General features: G+C 71.1%; 22 protein-coding genes and 1 pseudogene. 9 read left to right on the top strand and 14 right to left on the bottom strand.

The annotated features are described in order from the left end of the window. The 6 genes and pseudogenes from ACIQ6Y_RS15860 to ACIQ6Y_RS15835 all read left to right on the top strand — a co-directional run. Positions 1-389 (top strand): annotated as a pseudogene (locus ACIQ6Y_RS15860) (hypothetical protein); the annotation flags it as partial. A gap of 100 nt (positions 390-489) precedes the next feature. Then, positions 490-1,437, top strand: coding sequence for a dihydropteroate synthase (folP, locus tag ACIQ6Y_RS15855; protein ID WP_404038135.1), 948 nt, complete (start codon positions 490-492; stop codon positions 1,435-1,437). Positions 1,438-1,747: 310 nt separating this feature from the next. Further along, on the top strand, positions 1,748-2,251 hold the full coding sequence (locus tag ACIQ6Y_RS15850; protein WP_404038132.1) for a nuclear transport factor 2 family protein: 504 nt from the start codon (positions 1,748-1,750) through the stop codon (positions 2,249-2,251). 278 nt (positions 2,252-2,529) lie between these two features. Beyond that, a complete protein-coding gene (folB, locus tag ACIQ6Y_RS15845) occupies positions 2,530-2,889 on the top strand; it encodes a dihydroneopterin aldolase (protein WP_404038129.1) in 360 nt (119 codons plus the stop codon). Continuing rightward, positions 2,886-3,497 carry a 2-amino-4-hydroxy-6-hydroxymethyldihydropteridine diphosphokinase gene (gene folK / locus ACIQ6Y_RS15840; RefSeq protein ID WP_404038126.1) on the top strand — a complete coding sequence of 204 codons (612 nt, stop codon included), beginning with the start codon at positions 2,886-2,888 and terminating at the stop codon, positions 3,495-3,497. The genes folB and folK overlap by 4 nt, the downstream gene beginning before the upstream one ends. Before the next feature lie 51 nt (positions 3,498-3,548). Continuing rightward, complete coding sequence (locus tag ACIQ6Y_RS15835; protein WP_404038123.1) at positions 3,549-4,037, top strand: DUF3180 domain-containing protein; 489 nt, start codon at positions 3,549-3,551, stop codon at positions 4,035-4,037. 42 nt (positions 4,038-4,079) lie between these two features. Here ACIQ6Y_RS15835 and folE read toward each other — a convergent pair whose 3' ends face one another. The 6 genes from folE to dacB form a co-directional block, all read right to left on the bottom strand. Next, positions 4,080-4,685, bottom strand: coding sequence for a GTP cyclohydrolase I FolE (gene folE / locus ACIQ6Y_RS15830; protein ID WP_404038120.1), 606 nt, complete (start codon positions 4,683-4,685; stop codon positions 4,080-4,082). A 139-nt stretch (positions 4,686-4,824) separates the two neighbouring features. Beyond that, positions 4,825-6,864 carry an ATP-dependent zinc metalloprotease FtsH gene (ftsH, locus tag ACIQ6Y_RS15825; RefSeq protein ID WP_404038117.1) on the bottom strand — a complete coding sequence of 680 codons (2,040 nt, stop codon included), beginning with the start codon at positions 6,862-6,864 and terminating at the stop codon, positions 4,825-4,827. Positions 6,865-7,058: 194 nt separating this feature from the next. After that, a complete protein-coding gene (gene hpt / locus ACIQ6Y_RS15820) occupies positions 7,059-7,619 on the bottom strand; it encodes a hypoxanthine phosphoribosyltransferase (protein WP_067028163.1) in 561 nt (186 codons plus the stop codon). Between the two features lie 74 nt (positions 7,620-7,693). After that, the gene (tilS, locus tag ACIQ6Y_RS15815; RefSeq protein ID WP_404038114.1) at positions 7,694-8,719 is read right to left on the bottom strand and encodes a tRNA lysidine(34) synthetase TilS; all 1,026 of its coding nucleotides are present in this window, start codon (positions 8,717-8,719) and stop codon (positions 7,694-7,696) included. A gap of 201 nt (positions 8,720-8,920) precedes the next feature. Further along, positions 8,921-10,054 carry a zinc-dependent metalloprotease gene (locus tag ACIQ6Y_RS15810; RefSeq protein ID WP_404038111.1) on the bottom strand — a complete coding sequence of 378 codons (1,134 nt, stop codon included), beginning with the start codon at positions 10,052-10,054 and terminating at the stop codon, positions 8,921-8,923. A 63-nt stretch (positions 10,055-10,117) separates the two neighbouring features. Then, the gene (gene dacB / locus ACIQ6Y_RS15805; protein ID WP_404038108.1) at positions 10,118-11,683 is read right to left on the bottom strand and encodes a D-alanyl-D-alanine carboxypeptidase/D-alanyl-D-alanine-endopeptidase; all 1,566 of its coding nucleotides are present in this window, start codon (positions 11,681-11,683) and stop codon (positions 10,118-10,120) included. An 84-nt stretch (positions 11,684-11,767) separates the two neighbouring features. Here dacB and ACIQ6Y_RS15800 point away from each other — a divergent pair, with 84 nt between their 5' ends. Further along, a complete protein-coding gene (locus ACIQ6Y_RS15800) occupies positions 11,768-12,259 on the top strand; it encodes an inorganic diphosphatase (protein WP_404038105.1) in 492 nt (163 codons plus the stop codon). A gap of 103 nt (positions 12,260-12,362) precedes the next feature. Continuing rightward, positions 12,363-14,006, top strand: a complete 1,644-nt coding sequence (locus ACIQ6Y_RS15795; RefSeq protein WP_404038102.1) for a threonine/serine exporter ThrE family protein — start codon at positions 12,363-12,365, stop codon at positions 14,004-14,006. Between the two features lie 10 nt (positions 14,007-14,016). Here ACIQ6Y_RS15795 and ACIQ6Y_RS15790 read toward each other — a convergent pair whose 3' ends face one another. Further along, positions 14,017-14,985, bottom strand: a complete 969-nt coding sequence (locus tag ACIQ6Y_RS15790; RefSeq protein ID WP_404038099.1) for a DedA family protein — start codon at positions 14,983-14,985, stop codon at positions 14,017-14,019. 142 nt (positions 14,986-15,127) lie between these two features. On the opposite strand from ACIQ6Y_RS15790, the gene ACIQ6Y_RS15785 reads away from it, so the two are divergent. Further along, the gene (locus ACIQ6Y_RS15785; RefSeq protein ID WP_404038096.1) at positions 15,128-15,493 is read left to right on the top strand and encodes a YbjQ family protein; all 366 of its coding nucleotides are present in this window, start codon (positions 15,128-15,130) and stop codon (positions 15,491-15,493) included. A 30-nt stretch (positions 15,494-15,523) separates the two neighbouring features. Here the strand turns inward: ACIQ6Y_RS15785 and ACIQ6Y_RS15780 are convergent, their stop codons facing one another. From ACIQ6Y_RS15780 to ACIQ6Y_RS15750, 7 genes are all read right to left on the bottom strand, one after another. Further along, positions 15,524-16,285, bottom strand: coding sequence for a MerR family transcriptional regulator (locus tag ACIQ6Y_RS15780; RefSeq protein ID WP_404038092.1), 762 nt, complete (start codon positions 16,283-16,285; stop codon positions 15,524-15,526). Between the two features lie 82 nt (positions 16,286-16,367). Further along, positions 16,368-17,603, bottom strand: a complete 1,236-nt coding sequence (locus ACIQ6Y_RS15775; protein ID WP_404038089.1) for an exo-alpha-sialidase — start codon at positions 17,601-17,603, stop codon at positions 16,368-16,370. Between the two features lie 89 nt (positions 17,604-17,692). Continuing rightward, positions 17,693-18,454 carry an ABC transporter permease gene (locus ACIQ6Y_RS15770; RefSeq protein ID WP_404038086.1) on the bottom strand — a complete coding sequence of 254 codons (762 nt, stop codon included), beginning with the start codon at positions 18,452-18,454 and terminating at the stop codon, positions 17,693-17,695. Then, positions 18,451-19,428: an ATP-binding cassette domain-containing protein gene (locus ACIQ6Y_RS15765; protein WP_404038083.1), complete on the bottom strand. Its 978-nt coding sequence runs from the start codon at positions 19,426-19,428 to the stop codon at positions 18,451-18,453. The genes ACIQ6Y_RS15770 and ACIQ6Y_RS15765 overlap by 4 nt, the downstream gene beginning before the upstream one ends. Before the next feature lie 79 nt (positions 19,429-19,507). Next, the gene (locus ACIQ6Y_RS15760) at positions 19,508-20,149 is read right to left on the bottom strand and encodes a PadR family transcriptional regulator (RefSeq protein WP_404038080.1); all 642 of its coding nucleotides are present in this window, start codon (positions 20,147-20,149) and stop codon (positions 19,508-19,510) included. A gap of 38 nt (positions 20,150-20,187) precedes the next feature. Next, positions 20,188-20,736, bottom strand: coding sequence for a DinB family protein (locus tag ACIQ6Y_RS15755; RefSeq protein WP_404038077.1), 549 nt, complete (start codon positions 20,734-20,736; stop codon positions 20,188-20,190). Positions 20,737-20,849: 113 nt separating this feature from the next. Continuing rightward, entirely contained in the window at positions 20,850-22,310 is a 1,461-nt protein-coding gene (locus ACIQ6Y_RS15750; RefSeq protein ID WP_404038074.1) for an aldehyde dehydrogenase family protein, read from the bottom strand. Positions 22,311-22,402 lie beyond the last annotated feature (92 nt).

Here is a 22,402-nt window from a genome sequence, read left to right as displayed (position 1 = left end):
ACCCCACGACCCACCTCGCCGACCGCGACCGCCTGAACCCCACGACCCACCTCGCCGACCGCGACCGCCTGAACCCCACGACCCACCTCGCCGACCGCGACCGCCTGAACCCCACGACCCACCTCGCCGACGACACGCCCGGCCCCTACGGCGGCCTCAGGGCGGTCCTGCACTTCGTGCCCTTGGGCCCCGACGGCGCCTCCCTGGGCCTGATGCGGCGTGACCGCGCGGCCGACCCCGGCGTGGACGAACTCCTCATCGTCGCCGCCCTCCAGGCGGAGGGGCTTCTGCGCCTCGCCCCGCCTGTACCGAGCGCCCTGCGCCGTCACGCGCGCCGTTCGCGCCCCTGCGCACACGCCCTGCCGGACCGCGGGATCCGCGCGGTGTGACCCCGGACAGGCCCGGGCACGGACCCCGCCCCCTCCGCTCCCGGGGCCCGTGCCCGGGCCGCACGCCGTTCCCGCCCCTCGCGGGGCCTACGCTGAACATATGAGCAAGCAGAGCGGACGCGGGCGCGTCGCGGGCCTCCCGGAATGGGACCGCTGCGCGGTCATGGGAGTCGTCAACGTGACCCCCGATTCCTTCTCCGACGGCGGCCGCTGGTTCGACACCACCGCCGCCATCAAGCACGGCCTCGACCTGGTCGCCCAGGGTGCCGACCTGGTCGACGTCGGCGGCGAGTCCACCCGTCCCGGCGCCACCCGTGTCGACGAGGACGAGGAGCTGCGCCGTGTCGTCCCGGTCGTCCGCGGCCTCGCCTCCGAGGGTGTCGTCGTCTCCGTCGACACCATGCGCGCCTCCGTCGCCGCCCAGGCCCTCGCCGCCGGTGCCGCCCTGGTCAACGACGTCAGCGGCGGCCTCGCCGACCCCGCCATGATCCCGGCCGTCGCCGACGCCGGCGCGCCCTTCGTCGTCATGCACTGGCGCGGCTTCCTGGAGGGCGGCAACGTCAAGGGCCGCTACGCCGACGTCGTCGCCGAGGTCGTCGACGAACTCCACGCGCGTGTGCGGGCCGTCCTCGACGGCGGCATCGCCCCCGACCGCATCGTCGTCGACCCCGGCCTCGGCTTCTCCAAGGAGGCCGAGCACGACCTCGCCCTGCTCGCCCACCTCGACCGGCTGAGCGGCCTCGGCCACCCGCTGCTCGTCGCCGCGTCCCGTAAGCGCTTCCTCGGCCGGGTCCTCGCCGGCCCCGAGGGCGCCCCGCCGCCCGCCCGGGAGCGCGACGCCGCCACGGCCGCCGTCTCCGCACTGGCCGCGCAGTCCGGCGCGTGGGCGGTACGCGTGCACGAGGTGCGCGCGACGGCGGACGCGGTACGGGTCGCACGCGCCGTGGAAGGGGCGCGCACCGGCGCCCCCGCGACGGACGCGCACACCGAGCGCCTCGCGACCGGTCACCCCGCGCGCGAGCAGGCCGCCGCGCCGGAGCGGACATGAGCCACCGGGCGGACATGAACCACCGAGCGGGCATGAGCCAGCGAGCGGGCACGAGCCACCGGGTTGGCATGAACGCACGCACGCCGGGCGCAGGCGCAAGGCACCTGGTGCACGAAGAGAGCCGCGCGCCGGGCGCCTTTCTCCACGGCCCGGCTCGCGACGAACCCCGCGCGCCAGGCACCTCCCTCCGCAGGCCCCCGCGCGCAGAACCCAGCACAGCCCGCGCACCCCGCGCACCCCGCGCGGCAGCGACGCGCCCCGCGCACACAACCGACCGCGCGCCCGGCGCGCACCCTCACGAAGGAGCCCGGTGAGCGCCCCTCACACCGACGTCGAGCAGGTAGAAGCCGCCAACACCGCCTTCTACGAGGCCATGGAACGCGGCGACTTCGACGAGCTCTCCTCGCTCTGGCTCACCCCCTCCGACCTGGGCGTCGATGAGGAGTACCACGACCCCGCCGACACCGGAGTGGTCTCCTGCGTCCACCCCGGCTGGCCCGTCCTCACCGGCCGCGCCGAGGTCCTGAGGTCGTACGCGCTGATCATGGCGAACACCGACTACATCCAGTTCTTCCTCACCGACGTGCATGTCTCCGTCACCGGCGACACCGCCGTGGTCACCTGCACCGAGAACATCCTCAGCGGCGGCCCCGCCCCCGAGGCCGGCGGCGAGCTCGGACCGCTGGTCGGCCAGCTCGTGGTCGCCACGAACGTGTTCCGGCGCACCCCGGACGGCTGGAAGATGTGGTCGCACCACGCCTCACCGGTGATGGCGGAGAACGACGAGGAAGACGACGAGGACACCCCGGCCTGAGTGGGTAGGTGTCCCAGCGAGGACACCGCGCAGCACCGCACCCCCCACAGGGACCAAGAAGTGGTTGGAATCACGGTCCCCTGGGTAGGGGCGGCTACCGACCCGTGAGGCGCCGGGTTCCCCAGGGAGAACACCCGCTGAACACCCCGGGCCCCGGCCCGGACCCACGCCCCGTGGCCCGGCGCTGTCAGTGCCCGCAGGTAGATTCGTTCCAGGCCGGTGTACCGCCCGCACGCGGTAGGGACCGGCCGTCACCGACGATTGCAGGAGTGATTCGCGTGGATCGTGTCGCGCTGCGCGGCCTGAAGGCCCGCGGGCACCACGGTGTGTTCCCCAAGGAACGCGAAGAGGGCCAGACCTTCATCGTGGACCTCGTCCTGGGCCTGGACACCCGACCGGCCGCGGCCGACGACGACCTGGCGAAGACCGTGCACTACGGCATCGTGGCCGAGGAGGTCGTGGCCGTCGTCCAGGGCGAGCCCGTCAACCTCATCGAGACCCTCGCCGAGCGCATCGCCCAGGCCTGTCTGAAGCACGACGGGGTCCAGGAGGTCGAGGTCTGCCTCCACAAACCGGACGCGCCGATCACGGTCCCCTTCGACGACGTGACCATCACGATCACCCGGAGCCGAGTATGACCGCATCGTTCACCGAGGGTCCCAGCGACCCGACCGTACAGCCGGTGCCCGCCTCCGTCGTCGAGAAGGTCGACGCCGCCGACACCACCCTGCACAACCCGCGGCGTGCCGTGCTCTCCCTCGGCTCCAACCTGGGCAACCGCCTGGAGACCCTCCAGGGCGCCATCGACGCCCTGGAGGACACCCCCGGCGTCCGCGTCAAGGCCGTCTCCCCCGTCTACGAGACCGAGCCCTGGGGCGTGGAGCCCGGCAGCCAGCCCTCGTACTTCAACGCGGTCGTCATCCTCAAGACCACCCTCCCGCCGTCCTCCCTGCTGGAGCGGGCCCACGCGGTCGAGGAGGCCTTCCACCGGGTGCGCGAGGAGCGCTGGGGCGCCCGCACCCTGGACGTCGACATCGTCGCCTACGCCGATGTCGTCTCGGACGACCCGACGCTCACGCTGCCCCACCCGCGCGCCCACCAGCGCGCCTTCGTCCTCGCCCCCTGGCACGACGTGGAGCCCGGCGCCCAGCTGCCCGGCCTCGGCGCCGTCGCCGAGCTCCTGGACACCGTCACCGGCGAAGGCGTGGCGCCGCGCAAGGACCTGGAACTCCGGCTGCCCGAGTAGTCGTTAAGGTCAACACGACCAGGCACGTCCGGGGGGAGCTGAAGGGACACCGTGAGAGAGCTGCGCATCAGGGTGCTGGCAGGCGTGTTCGTCGTCGCCGGAATCCTGTCCTGGGCGGGCGCCCGCCTGTGGAACTCCGTCGGAACGCTCCCCAGCGTCCCCCTGGCCGCCCCCATCGTACTGGCCGTGATCGCCGCGATCCTCCTGGCCACGGCCCTCTCCCTGCGCGGGCGCCTCAAGGCCCAGCGCGAGCGCCGCCCCGGCGCCAAGGGCGTCGACCTGCTCATGGCCGCCCGCGCGGTCGTCTTCGGCCAGGCCAGCGCCCTGGTCGCCGCCCTCGTCGCCGGCATGTACGGCGGCACGGGCGTCTTCCTGCTGGAGTACCTCGACATCCCCGCCCGCCGCGACCAGGCCATCTACGCCGGCTTCTCCGTCCTCGCGGGCATCGGCGTCATAGCGGCAGCCATCTTCCTGGAGCGCGTCTGCAGACTCCCGGAGGACGACGAACACAACGGCGCGGGCGCGGCCCCGGCGGCGTAGCTCCGGCCACACCCCGTCGCGGCCGTCACGCCACGCGCGACGTCAGCGAGCCATGATCAGGCTCATCGCCTCGTTGCGCGTCGCCGCGTCCCGCAGCTGGCCGCGCACGGCCGAGGTGAGCGTCTTGGCGCCGGGCTTGCGGATTCCCCGCATCGACATGCACATGTGCTCGCACTCGATGACGACGATCACGCCGCGCGCCTCGAGGATCTCCATCAGGGAGTCCGCGATCTGCGTGGTGAGTCGTTCCTGCACCTGCGGCCGGCGGGCGTAGACGTCCACGAGCCGGGCCAGCTTGGACAGGCCGGTGATCTTTCCGGAGGTGGCCGGGATGTAGCCGACGTGAGCGACGCCCCTGAACGGCACCAGATGATGCTCACAGGTCGAGTACACCTCGATGTCCTTGACGAGCACCATCTCGTCGTGGCCCAGGTCGAACGCCGTCGTGAGCACGTCCTCGGGCTTCTGCCACAGCCCCGCGAATATCTCCCTGTAGGCCCGCGCCACCCGCCCCGGCGTCTCCTTGAGGCCTTCGCGGTCCGGGTCCTCGCCGACCGCGATCAGCAGTTCGCGTACGGCGTTCTCGGCGCGCTTCTCGTCGAACTCGCCGATGGGGCCTTCGCCGTCCAGCGTCACGGGGTCGGTCATCTGGTGCCTCGTTCCTGTGCCTGTCGCGTATGGATCACGCGTCTTACATGCGGGCATGCGAAATGCCGCGCCCCCCAGGCTAGAACCAGGGGGGCGCGGCATCCATTCCGGGCCCGGTGAGGTCACCGGGGCCGGCGTGTCAGCTCTCGGGGCGGTCCTCGGTGACCGGCTCGACCGCCGGGGCGGCGTCGGTCGTCGTGGACTTGGCGGTGCTGATCGCCGGGGTCGAGCCGTTGGCACCGTTGGTCAGTGCGAGCTCCTTGGGGGAGAGCACCGGCGGGCGGGTGGACGGCGTACGGCGGGAGGAACCGGTCCAGGCGGGCCGGGGCGGACGCTTGACGATCGGGGCGAAGATCTCGGCGATCTCCTCCTTGCCCAGCGTCTCCCTCTCCAGCAGCTGAAGCACCAGGTTGTCGAGGACGTCACGGTTCTCGACCAGGATCTCCCAGGCCTCGTTGTGCGCGTTCTCGATGAGCTTCTTGACTTCCTCGTCCACCAGGGCGGCGACCTCTTCCGAGTAGTCGCGCTGGTGGGCCATCTCACGGCCGAGGAACGGCTCGGTGTTGTCGCCGCCGAACTTGATGGCGCCGAGACGCTCGGTCATGCCGTACTGGGTGACCATGGCACGGGCCGTGGCGGTGGCCTTCTCGATGTCGTTCGCCGCGCCCGTGGTCGGGTCGTGGAAGACGAGCTCCTCCGCAGCGCGGCCGCCCAGCATGTAGGCCAGCTGGTCCAGCATCTCGTTGCGGGTGGTGGAGTACTTGTCCTCGTCCGGCAGGACCATCGTGTAGCCCAGCGCGCGGCCGCGGCTGAGGATCGTGATCTTGTGGACCGGGTCGGAGTTGGGGGAAGCCGCCGCGACCAGGGCGTGGCCGCCCTCGTGGTACGCGGTGATCTTCTTCTCCTTGTCCGACATGATCCGGGTCCGCTTCTGCGGGCCCGCGACCACGCGGTCGATCGCCTCGTCCAGCATGTGGTTGTCGATCAGCTTCTTGTCCGAGCGGGCCGTGAGCAGCGCGGCCTCGTTCAGCACGTTGGACAGATCGGCACCCGTGAAGCCGGGGGTGCGGCGAGCGACGGCCGCCAGGTCGACGTCCGGTGCGACCGGCTTGCCCTTCTGGTGAACCTTGAGGATCTCCAGACGGCCCTGCATGTCCGGGCGGTCGACCGCGATCTGGCGGTCGAAGCGGCCGGGCCGCAGGAGGGCCGGGTCGAGGATGTCGGGGCGGTTGGTGGCGGCGATCAGGATGACGCCGCCCTTGACGTCGAAGCCGTCCATCTCGACGAGCAGCTGGTTCAGGGTCTGCTCGCGCTCGTCGTGACCGCCGCCGAGGCCGGCGCCGCGGTGGCGGCCGACCGCGTCGATCTCGTCGACGAAGACGATGGCCGGGGCGTTCGCCTTGGCCTGCTCGAACAGGTCACGGACTCGGGAGGCACCGACACCGACGAACATCTCGACGAAGTCGGAACCGGAGATCGAGTAGAACGGCACGCCCGCCTCGCCCGCGACGGCACGTGCGAGCAGGGTCTTGCCGGTGCCGGGCGGGCCGTAGAGCAGCACGCCCTTGGGGATCTTGGCGCCGACGGCCTGGAACTTGGCGGGCTCCTGGAGGAACTCCTTGATCTCCTGGAGCTCCTCGACGGCCTCGTCCGAGCCGGCGACGTCGGCGAACGTGGTCTTGGGGGTGTCCTTGGTGATGAGCTTGGCCTTCGACTTGCCGAAGTTCATCACTCGGGAGCCGCCGCCCTGCATCTGATTCATCAGGAACAGGAAGACGACCACGATCAGGACGAAGGGAAGCAGGGAGAGCAGGATGCCCACGATGGGGTTCTGCTTCGACGGCGAGACGGTGTAGCCGTCCGGAATCTGCTTGTCCTGGAACTTCTGCTGCAGCGTGCCGGCGATGGTCACGCCCTGGTCGCCGATGTAGCTCGCCTGGATCTTCGAGCTGCCTTCGACCTTCTGGCCGTCCTTCAGCTCGACCTTGATGGTCTGTTCGTCGCCTGTGGTCAGCTTGGCCGATTCGACCTTGTTCTCATTGATCGCCTGGACGACCTGGCCGGTGTCCACCGTCTTGTAGCCACCGGACGAGCCGACGACCTGCATCAACACGACCACGGCAAGGACGGCCAGCACGATCCACATGACCGGCCCACGGAAGTATCGCTTCACGTCCATCCATACGGAGCGGTGCCGCCCCGTCCCTCCTGCCATAGTGAGTTTGATAAGACAGTTCTTCTGACGGTACCCCAGCATTGTCGCCCGAAGCCGCACGGACGACTGGCGAACGACTGGCGATGGCCGTCTGGATGCTCCAACGGCCAGGCGCCCGCCGGGGTTCCCGATCTTCGTAAGGAGCTGGGCCCTTCGGGTCAGCCGCCGTAGACGTGGGGCGCGAGCGTACCGACGAACGGCAGGTTGCGGTACTTCTCGGCGTAGTCGAGGCCGTAGCCGACGACGAACTCGTTGGGGATGTCGAAGCCGACCCACTCGACGTCGATGGCGACCTTGGCCGCGTCGGGCTTGCGCAGCAGGGTGCACACCTTCAGCGACTCGGGCTCGCGGGAGCCGAGGTTGGACAGCAGCCAGGACAGGGTCAGGCCGGAGTCGATGATGTCCTCGACGATCAGGACGTGCTTGCCCTTGATGTCCGTGTCGAGGTCCTTGAGGATCCGCACCACGCCGGAGGACTGGGTGCCGGCGCCGTACGACGACACGGCCATCCAGTCCATGGTGACGGGGGTGGACAGCGCTCGGGCGAGGTCGGCCATGACCATCACCGCGCCCTTGAGGACTCCGACGATGAGCAGGTCCTTGCCCGCGTACTCCGCGTCGATCTTCGCGGCCAGCTCGGCCAGCTTCGCGTCGATCTCTTCCTTGGTGATGAGCACCTGCTTGAGGTCGGCACCCATGTCTTTCGCGTCCACCCGCATCACTTTCGGTCGTCCCACACCGGCCGTCCGGCCCCTCCGCGGGGAGGGACCGGGGATCTCCCAGGGGGAGAGATTCAGCCTTGCCGAATCACCAGTCTGCCACCCTGGCGCTGGGCCACGACTTTGCCGGGGAGGTTGATGGCTCCCTGGCCGCGCCAGCCGGTGATCAGCCGGTCGACCTCCTCGATGTGGCGGGCGAACAGCGCGCCGGCCGGAGCACCCGCCTCGATGGCCGCGCGGCGCAGGATCCGGCGGCGTACGGCGGGCGGCAGGGCGTAGAGCTTGGCGCATTCCAGCAGCCCGGCGGCGTCGCGGACGGAGGCCTCCGCCTGGCCGGCCCAGGCGTCGAGGGCGTCGGCGTCGTCGCGGGAGAGCTGGGCCGTTCGGGCGAGGGCCTCGATGACGCCCTTGCCGAGGGCCTTCTCCAGCGCGGGCAGGCCCTCGTGGCGCAGCCGGGAGCGCGTGTAGGCGGGGTCGGTGTTGTGCGGGTCGTCCCAGACGGGCAGGGACTGGACCATGCAGGCCTTGCGCGCGGTCTGCCGGTCGAGCTGCAGGAAGGGGCGCCGGTAGCGGCCGTCGGCCCCCGAGACCGCGGCCATGCCGGACAGGGAGCGGATGCCGGAGCCGCGGGCGAGTCCGAGCAGGACGGTCTCGGCCTGGTCGTCGCGGGTGTGGCCGAGCAGGACGGCGGCGGCGCCGTGGCGTGCGGCGGCGGCATCCAGGGCGGCGTAGCGGGCGTCGCGGGCGGCGGCTTCGGGTCCTCCGTCGCGGCCGACGGTGACGGTGGCGGCCTCGACGGGGTCGAGGCCGACTCCGCGCAGGCGCAGGACGACTTCCTGGGCGCGCAGGTCGGAGCCGGCCTGGAGGCCGTGGTCGACGGTGATGCCGCCGGCCCGGATGCCGAGCCGGGGCGCCTCGAAGGCGAGGGCGGAGGCGAGCGCCATGGAGTCGGCGCCGCCGGAGCAGGCGACGAGCACGAGCGGCGTCGGGGGGCGCTCGTGGGCGGTGCCCTGCTGGGCGGGGGTGTGGTCGTTGAGGATGTCGTGGAGGACGCGGCGGACCGCCAGGCGTATCGCCGCGACCGCAGGATGGGGACCCATGTCCGGTTCCCTTCATGAAGTTTCGGGGGTGAGCCCCGAGCTCGGTCACTCAGAGTGTGTAGATGGTGACAGAACCGGGCCGTTCCCCGAGCATTGCACGCCTGTTCATGGCCCACGGTCCCTCGGACGGGTGATTGGAGGGGCGTTCGCCTGCCGTCGGCCGAAAGCGGTTCACCGCATCCTCTCGAGTTCCCTCGTGTCTCAGGCCTCGGGCTTTCCGTGCACCCGTGCGATCCAGTCCGCCGGTTTGCCGATCTCGCTCTTGGTGGGGAGCGTGTTCGGGGACGTCCACACGCGGTTGAAGCCGTCCATGCCGACCTTTTCGACGACGGCCCGTACGAAGCGTTCGCCGTCGCGGTACTGGCGGAGCTTGGCGTCCAGGCCCAGCAGCCGGCGCAGCGCGAGGTCCAGGCGGGAGGCGCCCTTGGCGCGGCGCTGCTGGAACTTCTCGCGGATCTCGGCGACGCTCGCGACGACCTCCGGTCCCACCCCGTCCATGACGTAGTCGGCGTGGCCTTCGAGCAGGGACATCACGGCGGTCAGCCGACCGAGGATCTCGCGCTGGGCGGGCGTCTGGACGATCTCGACGAGGGAGCGGCCGCCGTCGTCCTCCTCGCCCTCGGGCCGGCCCCCGGCGAGTGACTGGGCGGCCTCGCGGATGCGTTCGAGGACGGTGCCGGGGTCGACGTCGGTCTCGGCGAGGAATGCCTGGATCTCGCCCTCGAGGTGGGCGCGCAGCCAGGGCACGGCGGTGAACTGGGTGCGGTGGGTCTCCTCGTGCAGGCACACCCACAGGCGGAAGTCATGGGGTTCCACGTCGAGCTCGCGTTCGACGTGGACGATGTTCGGCGCGACGAGCAGCAGCCTGCCGCCGCCGTTCGCGCCGGCCGGCAGGTCGCGCGTGGAGGGGGCGAAGGTCTCGTACTGGCCGAGGACCCGGGAGGACAGAAACGACAGCAGCATGCCGAGCTCGACCCCGGTGACCTTGCCGCCGACCGCGCCGAGCACGGCACCGCCGGGGCTGCCGGAGCGGCGCTCCTGCATCTTGTCGAGCAGGGGCTTGAGGATCTCCCGGAATCCGGCGACGTTGGCCTTGACCCAGCCGGGGCGGTCGACGACGAGGACCGGGGTGTCGTCGAGGCCGTCGACGCCGAGCCGGGTGAAGCCGCGGACGTGCTCCTCGGAGGCCTTGGCGTGCCGGCGCAGCTCGGCGACGACGGCGCGGGCCTCGTCACGGCTGATCTCGGGGCCCGGCCGTACGAGCCGGGTCGCGGTCGCCACGGCGAGGTTCCAGTCGATCATTCCGGCAGATGCGGCACCACCGATGCTGGTCATGCGTCAACGGTACGTGAGCGCTGCCGCTGGGGGCAGAGCGTTGTCCGCCGCGCCCGCCCGTGGCTACCGGCAGCCGCAGGCCGCCAGTGCCGTCGCGGTTTCGTCCAGGGCCTTCTGTGTCGCCGTCGGGTCGACCGTTCCCGAGGTGAGGAACGCGAAGGCCAGCAGGTGGCCGTCTCGGTCGACGACCGTGCCGGCCAGGGCGTTCACGCCGGTCAGGGTGCCTGTCTTGGCTCGTACGAGGCCGGCGGCGCCGTCGGTGTAGCGGCTGGTCAGGGTGCCGGTGAAGCCGGCCACCGGCAGGCCGGTCAGGACGGGGCGGAGCTCGGGGTGGGCGGGGTCGGCCGACTTGGCGAGCAGGGCGGTGAGCAGGCCGGTGGTGAGGCGGTCCTCGCGGCTGAGGCCGCTGCCGTCGGTGAAGACGGCGCCCTTCGTCGGCAGGCCGAGCTTCTTCAGCCGGGTGTGCACCGCGCGGCCGGCGCCGGTGAAGTCGGGGCGTTCGCCGGAGGCGAGGGCGATGTGGCGTACGAGGGCCTCGGCGATGTCGTTGTCGCTGTTGGTCAGCATGCGCTCGACGAGGGTGCCGAGCGGCGGCGAGGAGACGGTGGCGAGGGTCTGCGCGCGCGTGCTCGCCTTGGAGGGGCCGGGCTCGGTGGTGGTGATGCCGTGGGACTTCAGCAGGTCGCCGAAGACGCGTGTGGCGTCGGCGGCGGGCTCGGCGGTGCGCGGGGCCGGGCCGCTGCCGGAGTTGTCCGTGCGGGCCTCGTCGGCCATCAGGGAGGTCACCGGGGCGAGGTTGTCGTTGACCCCGATCGGGTGGAGTTCGGGACCGGCGTAGAGCGTGGTGTCGTACGACAGCGTGACCTGGCGTACGCCGCGTGCGCGCAGTTCCTTGGCGGTGCGGGCGGCGAGGGTGCGCAGGCTGGCCCAGCCCTCGGGGTCCTTGCGGGCGGTGAGGGTGGGGTCGCCGCCGCCGACGAGGACGAGTTCGCCGGTGTCGGGCTCCAGGGCGGCGCGGGTGGTGAGGCGGTGGTCGGGGCCGAGGGCGGACAGGGCCGCGACGGCGGTGGCGACCTTGGTGGTGGAGGCGGGGATGAGGGCGTCGTCGGCGCCGGAGCCGTACAGGCGGCGGCCGGTGGCCAGGTCGACGACCGAGGCCGCGTGCCGTTCGCCGAGCGCGGGGCCGGAGAGCAGGGGGTTCAGGACGTCGGCGAGGGGGCGGGCGCCCGGGACGGACTTGGTGACGGGGGCGGCGCCGCCGAGTCCGGTGAGGACGGAGACGGCGCTGGGGGCGGGGCGGGGTGCGGCGGCCGTCGCACCGGAGCCGTGATCTGCGCCACCTGTGGCTTCCTGGGCGGCTGCCCGCTCCCGCTCGGCCGTACGCTGACCGGTGGAATCCCAGGGCCCCGCGGCGGTCACGACGCCGGCGGCCAGCGCCAGTCCGGCGGTGGCGGCGCCCGCGGTGTACTGCCAGGTTCTGACCCTTGTGACCTGCGGGTTTGCGGTCCGCACCCACCGCGCGACCCGCGGTTTCGCGGCCGCGGTGACCCGGCCCAGACGAGGTCGTACGGCGTTCGAGACCCGCGCCACCCGCGCGGTCGCCGCCCGCCAAGGCCTCAGCTCTGGCACGACACCAGCCCCTTTCGCGATCACACACCTGCGTGAGGGACACTTAATCACCAGAACTGTGCGCTGATCATGGAGGAACCACCGGTGGAGTTCGACGTCACGATCGAGATCCCGAAGGGTTCGCGGAACAAGTACGAGGTGGACCACGAGACCGGTCGGATCCGCCTGGACCGTCGCCTCTTCACCTCGACCGCCTACCCGACCGACTACGGCTTCGTCGAGAACACTCTCGGCGAGGACGGTGACCCGCTGGACGCGCTGGTCATCCTGGACGAGCCGACCTTCCCCGGCTGCCTCATCAAGTGCCGCGCGATCGGCATGTTCCGGATGACGGACGAGGCCGGCGGCGACGACAAGCTGCTGTGTGTCCCGGCGACCGACCCGCGCGTGGAGCACCTGCGCGACATCCACCACGTGTCGGAGTTCGACCGCCTGGAGATCCAGCACTTCTTCGAGGTCTACAAGGACCTGGAGCCCGGCAAGTCCGTCGAGGGCGCCGACTGGGTCGGTCGCATCGAGGCCGAGGCCGAGATCGAGCGGTCCTACAAGCGCTTCAAGGACCAGGGCGGCCACTGAGTCTGCTGTTCCGAACGGGCCGTACGCGCACGCGTGCGGCCCGTTCGGGTACCTGTGCGCATACTGGCCTGGGTTCGGTGTCGTACAGGGAGCGCTGCTTTAAGTGACGGAAGCGGAGGACCGCAAACCGCAGTCGGACGAGGCGAGGAGCGCGTTCGCGCCGCCCGCCGGGGTCGGGCCGGTGGATCCCGTGGACTCGGAGTCGTCGACGACGTCGGAGTTCGCGATTCCCGCGGGCCTCGACGTCCATCCGGCCGACGCCGAGCCGGAGGGGTCGGCGTTCAGTACGCCGAGCACCTACAGCGCCAAGGCCGCGCCGCCCGCGTTCACGCCCGCGGCCGGGATACCGGTGGTGAGCCTGACCAAGGGCGGGCCGTGGCAGGACCGGATGCGCACGATGCTGCGGATGCCGGTGGCCGAGCGGCCAGCGCCGGAGCCGGTGCAGCGGACGGAGGAGGGCGGCCCGGCCGTCCCGCGCGTGCTCGACCTGACGCTGCGACTCGGTGAGCTGCTGCTGGCGGGCGGGGAGAGCGCCGAGGACGTGGAGACGGCCATGTTCGCCGTCTGCCGTTCCTACGGCCTGGACCGCTGCGAGCCGAACGTCACCTTCACCCTGCTGTCGATCTCCTACCAGCCGTCCCTGGTGGACGACCCGGTGTCGGCCGCCCGGACCGTACGGCGCCGCGGCACCGACTACACGCGGCTGGCGGCCGTGTTCCAGCTGGTCGACGACATCTGCGATGCGGAGACCCATGTCTCGTTGGAGGAGGCCTACCGGCGCCTCGCCGAGATCCGCCGCAACCGGCACCCCTACCCGACCTGGGCGCTGACCCTGGCGAGCGGACTGCTGGCCGGCGCGGCCTCCGTGCTGGTCGGCGGTGACCCGATCGTGTTCGTCGCGGCCGCGCTGGGCGCGATGCTCGGCGACCGGCTGGCCTGGCTGTGCGCGGGGCGCGGGCTGCCGGAGTTCTACCAGTTCACCGTCGCCGCGATGCCGCCCGCCGCGATGGGTGTCGCGCTGACCCTCGCGCACGTCGACGTGAAGGCCTCCGCGGTCATCACCGGTGGACTGTTCGCCCTGCTGCCCGGACGGGCCCTCGTGGCGGGTGTGCAGGACGGGCTGACCGGCTTCTACATCACCGCCGCCGCCCGGCTGCTGGAGGTCATGTACCTGTTCGTGGGCATCGTCGTCGGGGTGCTCGTGATGCTGTACTTCGGCGTCCAGTTCGGCGCGCAGCTCAACCCCGACGCCGACCTCGGCATCACCAAACAGCCCGTCGTGCAGATCATCGCCTCGATGCTGCTGTCCCTGACCTTCGCCGTGCTGCTCCAGCAGGAACGGTCCACCGTGCTCGCCGTCACCCTCAACGGCGGCGTCGCCTGGTCCGTGTACGGCGCCATGCACTACGCCGGTGACCTGTCCCCCGTCGCCTCAACGGCTGTGGCGGCCGGGCTCGTGGGCCTGTTCGGGCAGCTGCTGTCCCGGTACCGGTACGCCTCGGCTCTGCCGTACACGACCGCGGCGATCGGGCCCCTGCTGCCGGGCTCCGCGACGTACTTCGGGCTGCTGTCCATCGCGCAGAACGAGGTGGACAAAGGGCTCGGGTCGTTGACGAAGGCCGCCGCGCTGGCGATGGCCATCGCCATCGGGGTGAACCTGGGGTCGGAGGTCTCCCGGCTGTTCCTGCGTCTGCCGATCGCCGCCGACGGGGCGCGGAAGGCCGCCAAGCGCACCAGGGGCTTCTGACCCGGGTGCCTCAGCGGTACTGCTGCTCGCCCTCGTTGTAGGGGTAGGGGTACTGCTGCTGTTGCGGGTACTGCTGTTGCTGTTGCTGCGGGTACTGCCGGCCGTCGTAGTACGGGTCGTACGGCTGCTGCGCGTACTGCTGCTGGTCGTAGCCGCCGTGGTCCTGGTTGTACTGCTGCTGGTCGTAGCTGCCCTGGTCCTGGCCGTACTGCTGCTGGTCGTAGTGGCCGTACTGCTGCTGCTCGTCCGGCTCGTCGACGCGGCGCAGCTGGGTCGTGGCGTCGTCCATCGGCTGGTACTGCTGCGAGTACTGCTGCTGGGCCGGGGGCTGCGGCTGGGTCCGCTGGGGCGGGTTCTTCTTGGCCTGGGAGCGGGCGCGGAGGAACTCGATGGCGATCGGGACGACCGAGATGAGGACGATCAGGATGAGGATCGCCTCGATGTTCTTCTTGACGAAGTCGATGTTGCCCAGCCAGGAGCCGAGCAGGGTGACTCCGGCTCCCCACAGGACGCCGCCGATGATGTTGAAGACGAGGAACGAGCGGTACCGCATGCCGCTGACGCCGGCGATGATCGGCGTGAACGTGCGCACGATGGGCACGAAGCGGGCCAGGACCAGCGACTTCGGGCCGTACTTCTCGAAGAACTCGTGGGCGTTGGTGACGTTCTCCTGCTTGAACAGGCGGGAGTCGGGCCGGTTGAAGAGGGACGGGCCGACCTTCTTGCCGAACATGTAGCCCGCCTGGTCGCCCAGGATCGCGGCGAGGCAGATCAGCGCGATCGCCGCCCACAGCGGGAAGTCCAGCTGGCCGGAGGTGATCAGCAGGCCGGCCGTGAACAGCAGGGAGTCACCCGGCAGGAAGAAACCGATGAGCAGCCCGGACTCGGCGAAGACGATCAGGAGCAGGCCCCAGATCCCGAAGTCGTCGAGCAGGTAGTTCGGATCGAGCCAGCTCGGTCCGAGGGCGAGCGTCGTCACGGCTGCGGGCTCCTGAGGGGTGAGGGGAAGTTCGGCGGCGTCCAGTACGGCCGGTCAAAGCTATCAACGCCTCGCGTCCGCCCCAGGTTCCACCGTGTTCTCCAGGATGCACTGTGGGCCGACTGGCACAAAGCTGTGCACCATGAGCCTCGAAGACTTCGGCGGCGGCCAGGGGCCGCAGCCCGACGTACTGGTCGTGACGACGAACGACGTCCCCGGATTCCGTGTCGATCAGGTGATCGGCGAGGTCTTCGGGCTGACGGTCCGCTCCCGCCATCTGGGCAGCCAGATCGGCGCGGGCCTGAAGTCCCTGGTCGGCGGTGAGCTCAAGGGCCTCACCAAGACGCTCGTGGAGACCCGCAACCAGGCCATGCAGCGCCTGGTGGAGCAGGCCCGCGCGCGGGGTGCCAACGCCGTGCTCGCGTTCCGCTTCGACGTGTCGGACGCGGCGGACGTCGGCACCGAGGTGTGCGCGTACGGGACCGCGGTGGTCGTGACCCGGGAGTGATCCCCTGCCCCACTCCCGGGGCCGCGGGGCCTACGCGCTGTGGCGTGCGGCGTTCGCCAGGATCGCCTCCTTGAGGTGCTCGGCGAGGCCGGGGCGCATGGAGTCGTAGTACGCCTTGAAGCGCTCGTCGGCGACGTACATCTCGCCGAGGCAGGTGTGCATCTCGTACGGGCACTCGAAGTACCACGTGCCGATGTGCCGGCGGTGCTCCTCGGCCATGTCCATGGCGCGCTCACCGGTCGACGGCTGCCCGTCGGCCATCAGCGCGGTGTAGCGCTGCTCCCAGTCGCTCACCTGGGCCTGGATGCGCTTCCAGTCCTCCTTGGTGTAGCGGGCGGCGCGGCGCTGCGACTCGGCGTACGCCTCGGTGCCGCCCCAGCGCTGCTCCGTCTCCTCGGCGTACTGCTCGGGGTCCTTGTCCCCGAACACCTCGAACCTCTCCTCGGGCGTGAGGTTGATTCCCATCGTGCGTGCCTCCATGGCGTGCTCCACGGCCTCCGCCATCTTGCGCAGCTTCTCGATCCGGGCGGTCAGCAGTTCATGCTGCCTGCGCAGGTGTTCGCGCGGGTCCACGTCCGGGTCGTCGAGCAGGGCGGCGACCTCTTCGAGCGGGAAGCCGAGCTCTCGGTAGAACAGGATCCGCTGCAGCCGGTCGAGGTCGCCGTCGTTGTAGCGCCGGTGCCCCGCGTGGCTGCGCTCGCTCGGTACGAGCAGGCCGATGTCGTCGTAGTGGTGCAGCGTGCGCACCGTGATCCCGGCGAATCCGGCGACCCGTCCCACGGAGTAGCTCACTTCCGCTCCCTTCTCGGTACGCACTCCACGGTGCCGCCTCACGTGACGTGAGGTGCAAGCCCGATGTTGCCGTGCCGCGAGGTCACTCCTGTCCCAGCTCGAAGCCGTGCCAGTGGATGCCGTCCGCCGATATGCGCTGTGCGCCGTTGCCGTAGCTGTCGGTCCACAGCCAGCCGAGCGGAGTGCGCCGGACCGAGCCGGCGATGCCCCGGACGTCTGTCGGCCGGAAGGTGCGGGCGCCGTCGGTGCTGCGCCACACGCCCTTCTCGCCGTAGACGGTGAGGCTGTGGTCGTCGGCCGCGACCGGGTCGCCGAGCACGGACAGCGGCTGCACTCCCGCGCGGTAGCTCCAGACCCGGACCCATGTGTGGCCGCCGTCGCCGCTGCGGTGGATGGCGACGAGGCCGTTCTTCACCCCTTCGCGGTCGGGCAGTTGACCGCCCTGGATCGCATACAGCGCGCTCGGGCCCGCGACCACTGTGGGTGGCCAGGCTCCGGCCGCCGCGTCCGTCAGGTGCGTCGGCTGCCAGGTGCGGCCGCGGTCCTGGCTCAGGGCGAGCGAGGGCAGGCCGCTCCGCGGGTCCTCCCCCGCCACGAACAGCGCGTTGTCCGCGACGTCCCCGGCCGGGGACAGCAGGCCCTTCAGCGGCGGCCGGGCGCGCAGGACGCGGTGTTCGCCCGTGTCCGGCAGGACGGTCAGGAGCCTGTTGCGCGCGCACTCGTTGCCGTCGGTCCGGAGCTTCAGGCACTCCGTGAGGAGGGGCGCGCCCACGGGGACGGAGGCCGTGCTGCCTGTCGGCCAGGTCGTGCCGCGCGTCCAGGTGCGGCCCGCGTCCCGGGTGAACCAGGTGCGCGCGGGCAGGTCGAGTCTCTCGGCGCCCTCGTTGATCAGCGCACGGCCCGTCCCCAGCACCTCCAGCCCGGCGCTGATGCCCTCGTCCCCGGTGACGTCCGGCAGCGGGGACACGGCCCGGTGCCATCTGCGCGCGCCCGCGTCCAGCACGGCCACGTGCTGGCGGCAGCGGGACTCGTCGCACTCGGCCAGCAGAGTGAAGCCGCTGCCGTCGGCGGCGAAGCCGATGGAGTGCGGCCGGCCGGGGAGGTCGGTGGCCGACGGTATGCGCCCGTCTGCCTCCGCACCCCGGCCTTCGCCGCCATGCGCCGCCCCACCGGCCGTCGCACGCTCGCCCCCGCCCCTGTCCTGACCCCCGTCCTCGCCTCTCATACAGGCCGCGCCCATGGCCAGCAGCGCCAACAGCAGCCCGCACCACAGCCACGGCCTCAGCCGCATCCGCAGCGCCCCGCTCCGAACCCCCATGTCCCCTCCGATCCGCGATGACCGGTATCTGCTTCTGGTACACCGCGGACCGGCTCGGGGTTCCACAAATCGAGCGGCGACTTCTCGGGCTACTTGCTCAGCCGCCCGAACTTCCGCACCGCAAGCGGGAAGAACACCGCCAGCAGCCCCAGCGGCCAGCCCACCGCCGCCCAGACATGACCGGTGTCCACGGCACCGCCGCCGAGGAGCTCGCGCACGGCCGTCGCCGTCCGGGACAGCGGGTTCCACTGGACGAGCGTGCCCAGCCAGTCGGGCATGGAGTCCGGTGTGGCGAGGGCGTTGGAGAGGAAGCCGACCGGCCAGACCAGGATCTGGACGGCCTGGACCAGCTCCGGCTTCCCGGCGATCAGGGCGAGGTGGATGCCGATCCAGAGCATGGCGAACCGGAACAGCAGGAGCAGCCCGACGGCCGCCCAGAACCCGGCCAAGCCGCCGTGCGCGCGCCAGCCGAGGGCGTAGCCGACGCCGGTCAGCACGGCCAGCACCAGCGCCGACTGGAGCATGTCGGCGGCGGACCGGCCCACCAGCACCGCCCCGTCGGCCATCGGCATGGCGCGGAACCGGTCGATCACGCCCTTGTTGAGGTCCTGCGTCACGGCGATCATCGTGCCTTCCAGGCCGAACGCCATGGTGAGGGCGAGCATGCCGGGGACCAGGTAGTCGACGTATGGGCCGCTGACGCCCCGGCCGCCGCCGATGAGGTAGCCGAACATCAGCATGAGCATCACGGGGAACGCGAGGTTCACCGCGACCTGCACCGGCTGCCGCGCCCAGTGGGACAGTTCGCGGCGGGTCATGGTCCAGGAGTCGGTCAGTGCGTAGGTGCTCACACGGCCTCCTTCACTCGGTGCCCGCCGGAGCGGTGCTCGTCCCCCGTCAGGTGCAGGAAGACCTCGTCCAGCGTGGGCCGCCGCAGGGCGATGTCCTCGGCCTCGACACCGGCCTCCTCCAGGGCCCGTACGACGCCGGCGAGCGCGGTCATCCGGTCCGTGACCGGGGCGCTCAGCAGACGGCGGTCGGCGTCGACGGAGACGGCGCTCTTGTCGATGTCGGGCGGCAACAGGGCGACGGCCGCGCCGAGTTGTCCGGCGTCGCGCAGGACGACGTCGATGCGGTCGCCGCCGATCGCGGACTTCAGCTGCTCCGGTGTGCCGTCGGCGACGACCCGGCCGGAGTCGACGACCGAGACGCGGTGGGCGAGTTGGTCGGCCTCCTCCAGGTACTGCGTGGTGAGCAGGACCGTCGTACCGGCGCCGACCAGGGAGCGGACCGCGGCCCACACCTCGGCGCGGCCGCGCGGGTCGAGACCGGTGGTGGGTTCGTCCAGGAAGAGCACCTCCGGATCGGTGATCAGCGAGGCGGCGAGGTCGAGCCGGCGCCGCATGCCGCCGCTGTACTGCTTGACCGCCCTGCGCCCGGTGTCGGTCAGGCCGAAGCGCTCCAGGAGCTCGTCGGCGCGCACGCGCGCGTGGCGGGCGCCCAGATGGTGGAGGCGGCCGAACAGCTCCAGGTTCTGGCGGCCGCCGAGTTCCTCGTCGAGGGCCGCGTACTGGCCGAGCAGGCCGATGCGCAGGCGGACCTCGCGCGCGTGGGTGACCACGTCGTGTCCGGCCACCTCGATGCGGCCGCTGTCCGGCCGCAGCAGGGTGGACAGGATGCGGACCAGCGTCGTCTTGCCCGCGCCGTTGGGGCCCAGCACCGCGTGCACGGTGCCGCGCCTGATCTCCAGATCGAGTCCGTCGAGCGCCTTCTTGTCTCCGTATGCCTTGCGTGCGCCTTCGACGGCGATCGCCGCGTCTGTCACGGGCTGCCCCTCACCCTTCGCTAGTCAAGTTTGACCACCACTTCAAGGTAACGCCCTCGACCTATCTCGTCAAACTTGATTAGCGCGCATCCTCCGGATGCGGCTCCCCCGTCGCGTACGGGTTCTCCTGCTCGTCCGTCAGCACCCCGACGAACGGCTCGCCCTCCCCCGAGAACGTGTACGCGCCGCTCTCGATCCGCCCGATGAGTCCGCGCGTCCAGTCGGCCTCGGCGTCGGCGGTGTGGATCCAGAGGTTCATGATCTCGCCGATGTGGCCGAGCTGTTCGGGGCCGTCCTCGGGCACATAGTGCTCGGTGACGGCCCCGCGCCACTCCTCGATGCGGCGGATGCGCTCCTTGAGCAGGGCCACCGCCTCGGCGCGCGGCAGGTCGACCATGAAGCCGATGGCCGCGGACTTGATGTCCATCTTCTGGTCGTAGCTGGTCAGCGCCTCACGGACCATGCCGAGGTATTCCTCGACACCGAGGTCGGTGATCTCGTACTCGGTGCGCGGCGGACCGCCGGCGGTGGAGGGGGCGATCTCGTGCGCGTGCAGCAGCCCTTGCTTGGCCATCTGCTTCAGGGCGTGGTAGATCGAGCCGGGCTTGGCGTTGGACCACTCGTGCGCGCCCCAGTACTCCAGGTCGTTGCGCACCTGGTAGCCGTGGGCCCGCCCGTGCTGACGCACCGCGCCGAGCACGAGGAGACGGATCGCTGACATGGGGCCAGCGTAGAGCCCTCGGGCCGAGGGCCCCGCGGTCAGCCCCAGGAGGCGCCCTGCTCCTGGGCCACCAGCTCGAAGGCCGTCTTGCCGTCCAGCGACTCGCGGACGATGTCGGCGTGACCCGCGTGCCGGGCGATCTCCTCCACCAGGTGGAGCATCAGCCAGCGCATGGAGACCCGGCCGTCCTTCGGGAACCAGGGCGCCGGGGGCAGCGGGAAGGTGTCGTCGAGCGACGGCACGGACCGGATGAACTCCTCGATCTCGCGCGCCACGCCGTCCCAGAAGGCCAGGATCTCCGCGACCGTCTCGCCCTCGACGAGACGGAATCCCTCCGCCCACGTCTCCTCGGTGCGGGCCCGGTCGTTGGGCTTCTGCTGGGCCATCCGCAGCCAGTTCAGCTCCACCTCGGCGACATGCTTGACCAGCCCGGACAGCGACAGCTCGCTGGCGCTGGGCGCCTGGGCCGCCTGCTCGTCGGTCAGCCCCAGGAGCGACCTGCGCAGGCCGCCGCGCTGGGCCTCGACGAAGTTGAGAAGCGCGCCGCGCTCGTCACCGTGGGCCTCGGCGGGAACGTGAGTGGGCATGAGGGCCTCTTTCCTGGGGTTCGGCCGTTCCTTCTTCCGACACCGATGACGTTACGGGCCCTTGCGGTCAGGTTCTGTCCGCAAGGGCCCGCGAAAGAGGACGAGTCGGAGGCTCAGAAGGGGAACGCGCTCCGCCCGTGCTGGATGGAGATCCACTTCAGCGTCGTGAAGGCGTCCAGCCCGCTCTCGCCGTTCAGCCGGCCGACGCCGGAGTTCTTCTCGCCGCCGAAGGGCACGAGCGGCTCGTCGTGGGCGGTGCCGTCGTTCACATGGAACATGCCGGTGTCGATGCGCTGCGCGAACCGCACCCCGCGCTCGACATCGGCGGTGTGGACGGCGCCGCTCAGGCCGTAGGGAGTGTCGTTGACGAGGCGTACGGCCTCCTCCTCGCCGTCGAACGGGACGAGGAAGGCGACCGGCCCGAACACCTCCTGCTTCAGCAGGGGCGAGTCGGCCGGTACGTCGGTCAGGACGGTCGGCTCGACGAGGTTGTCCCGGACGCCGCCGCGCACCAGGGCGGTGGCCCCGCCGGCGACCGCCTGCTCGACCACGCTGGAAATGGCCTCCGCCTGCGAGGAGTTGATCAGCGGCCCGATGACCGTCTCCGGGTCGCGCGGGTCGCCCGCCTTCAGGCTCCTGACCTTGGCGACGAACTTCTCGGTGAACTCCTCGGCGACCGACCTGTCCACCAGGACACGGTTGGCGGCCATGCAGACCTGGCCCTGATGGACGTACCGGCTGAAGACCGCCGCGTCGACGGCGTAGTCGAGGTCGGCGTCGTCCAGCACGACCAGGGCGCTGTTGCCGCCCAGTTCGAGGACGGTCCGCTTGAAGTGCGCGGCGCAGACGGTGGCCACGTGGCGGCCGACCTTGTCGGAGCCGGTGAAGGAGATGACCTTCGGTATGGGGTGCTCGATGAAGGCGTCGCCTATCTCGGCGATGTCGGTGACGACGACGTTGAGCAGGCCGGCCGGCAGGCCCGCGTCCTCGAAGATCTTCGCGATCAGGGTGCCGCCGGTGACCGGGGTGTCCTGGTGGGGCTTGAGGACGACGCCGTTGCCGAGCGCGAGCGCCGGGGCGACCGACTTCAGCGACAGGAAGAAGGGGAAGTTGAAGGGGCTGATGACACCGACCACACCGACCGGCACGCGGTAGAGGCGGTTCTCCTTGCCTTCGACCGGGGAGGCGATCAGCTGCCCCTCGGGGCGGGTGGCCACGTTCATCGACTCGCGCAGGAACTCCTTGGCGAGGTACAGCTCGAAGGCGGCCTTCGCATGGGTGCCGCCCAGCTCGGCGATGATCACGTCGGTGATCTCCGCCTCGCGTTCCTCCACCACCCGCAGCGCCTTCTCCAGCACGGCCCGGCGGGTGTACGCGCTGGTCGCGGCCCACTCGCGCTGCACGCGCGCGGAGGCGCTGTAGGCCTGGTCGACCTCGTCGACGGTGGCGATGGTGATCGAGGCCAGCTTCTCCCCGTCGTACGGGTTGAAGTCGATGATGTCCCAGGAACCGGTGCCCGGACGCCACTCGCCGTCGATGTACTGCTGTGCCAGGTCGGTGAAGTAGGACGACATGTGATCCCTCAATCCCCTGCCGCAGATGCGTCGAAGCGGTCGAGCGGTCACGGCAAGAGGCAGGCACACCCGAACGGCTTCACGGTCTGATC

Source organism: Streptomyces sp. NPDC096205 (assembly GCF_044763135.1).
Taxonomy (GTDB): domain Bacteria; phylum Actinomycetota; class Actinomycetes; order Streptomycetales; family Streptomycetaceae; genus Streptomyces.
This window is presented reverse-complemented; position numbering and strand designations above follow the sequence as displayed.

Bases quoted from the DNA above. Each gene is read 5' to 3' on its own strand.
- folP (WP_404038135.1), top strand. From the start codon at position 490: ATGAGCAAGCAGAGCGGACGCGGGCGCGTCGCGGGCCTCCCGGAATGG.
- folK (WP_404038126.1), top strand. From the start codon at position 2,886: ATGACCGCATCGTTCACCGAGGGTCCCAGCGACCCGACCGTACAGCCG.
- folE (WP_404038120.1), bottom strand. From the start codon at position 4,685: ATGACCGACCCCGTGACGCTGGACGGCGAAGGCCCCATCGGCGAGTTC.
- ftsH (WP_404038117.1), bottom strand. From the start codon at position 6,864: ATGGACGTGAAGCGATACTTCCGTGGGCCGGTCATGTGGATCGTGCTG.
- hpt (WP_067028163.1), bottom strand. From the start codon at position 7,619: ATGCGGGTGGACGCGAAAGACATGGGTGCCGACCTCAAGCAGGTGCTC.
- tilS (WP_404038114.1), bottom strand. From the start codon at position 8,719: ATGGGTCCCCATCCTGCGGTCGCGGCGATACGCCTGGCGGTCCGCCGC.
- ACIQ6Y_RS15810 (WP_404038111.1), bottom strand. From the start codon at position 10,054: ATGACCAGCATCGGTGGTGCCGCATCTGCCGGAATGATCGACTGGAAC.
- ACIQ6Y_RS15785 (WP_404038096.1), top strand. From the start codon at position 15,128: ATGAGCCTCGAAGACTTCGGCGGCGGCCAGGGGCCGCAGCCCGACGTA.
- ACIQ6Y_RS15775 (WP_404038089.1), bottom strand. From the start codon at position 17,603: ATGGGGGTTCGGAGCGGGGCGCTGCGGATGCGGCTGAGGCCGTGGCTG.
- ACIQ6Y_RS15760 (WP_404038080.1), bottom strand. From the start codon at position 20,149: ATGTCAGCGATCCGTCTCCTCGTGCTCGGCGCGGTGCGTCAGCACGGG.
- ACIQ6Y_RS15755 (WP_404038077.1), bottom strand. From the start codon at position 20,736: ATGCCCACTCACGTTCCCGCCGAGGCCCACGGTGACGAGCGCGGCGCG.
- ACIQ6Y_RS15750 (WP_404038074.1), bottom strand. From the start codon at position 22,310: ATGTCGTCCTACTTCACCGACCTGGCACAGCAGTACATCGACGGCGAG.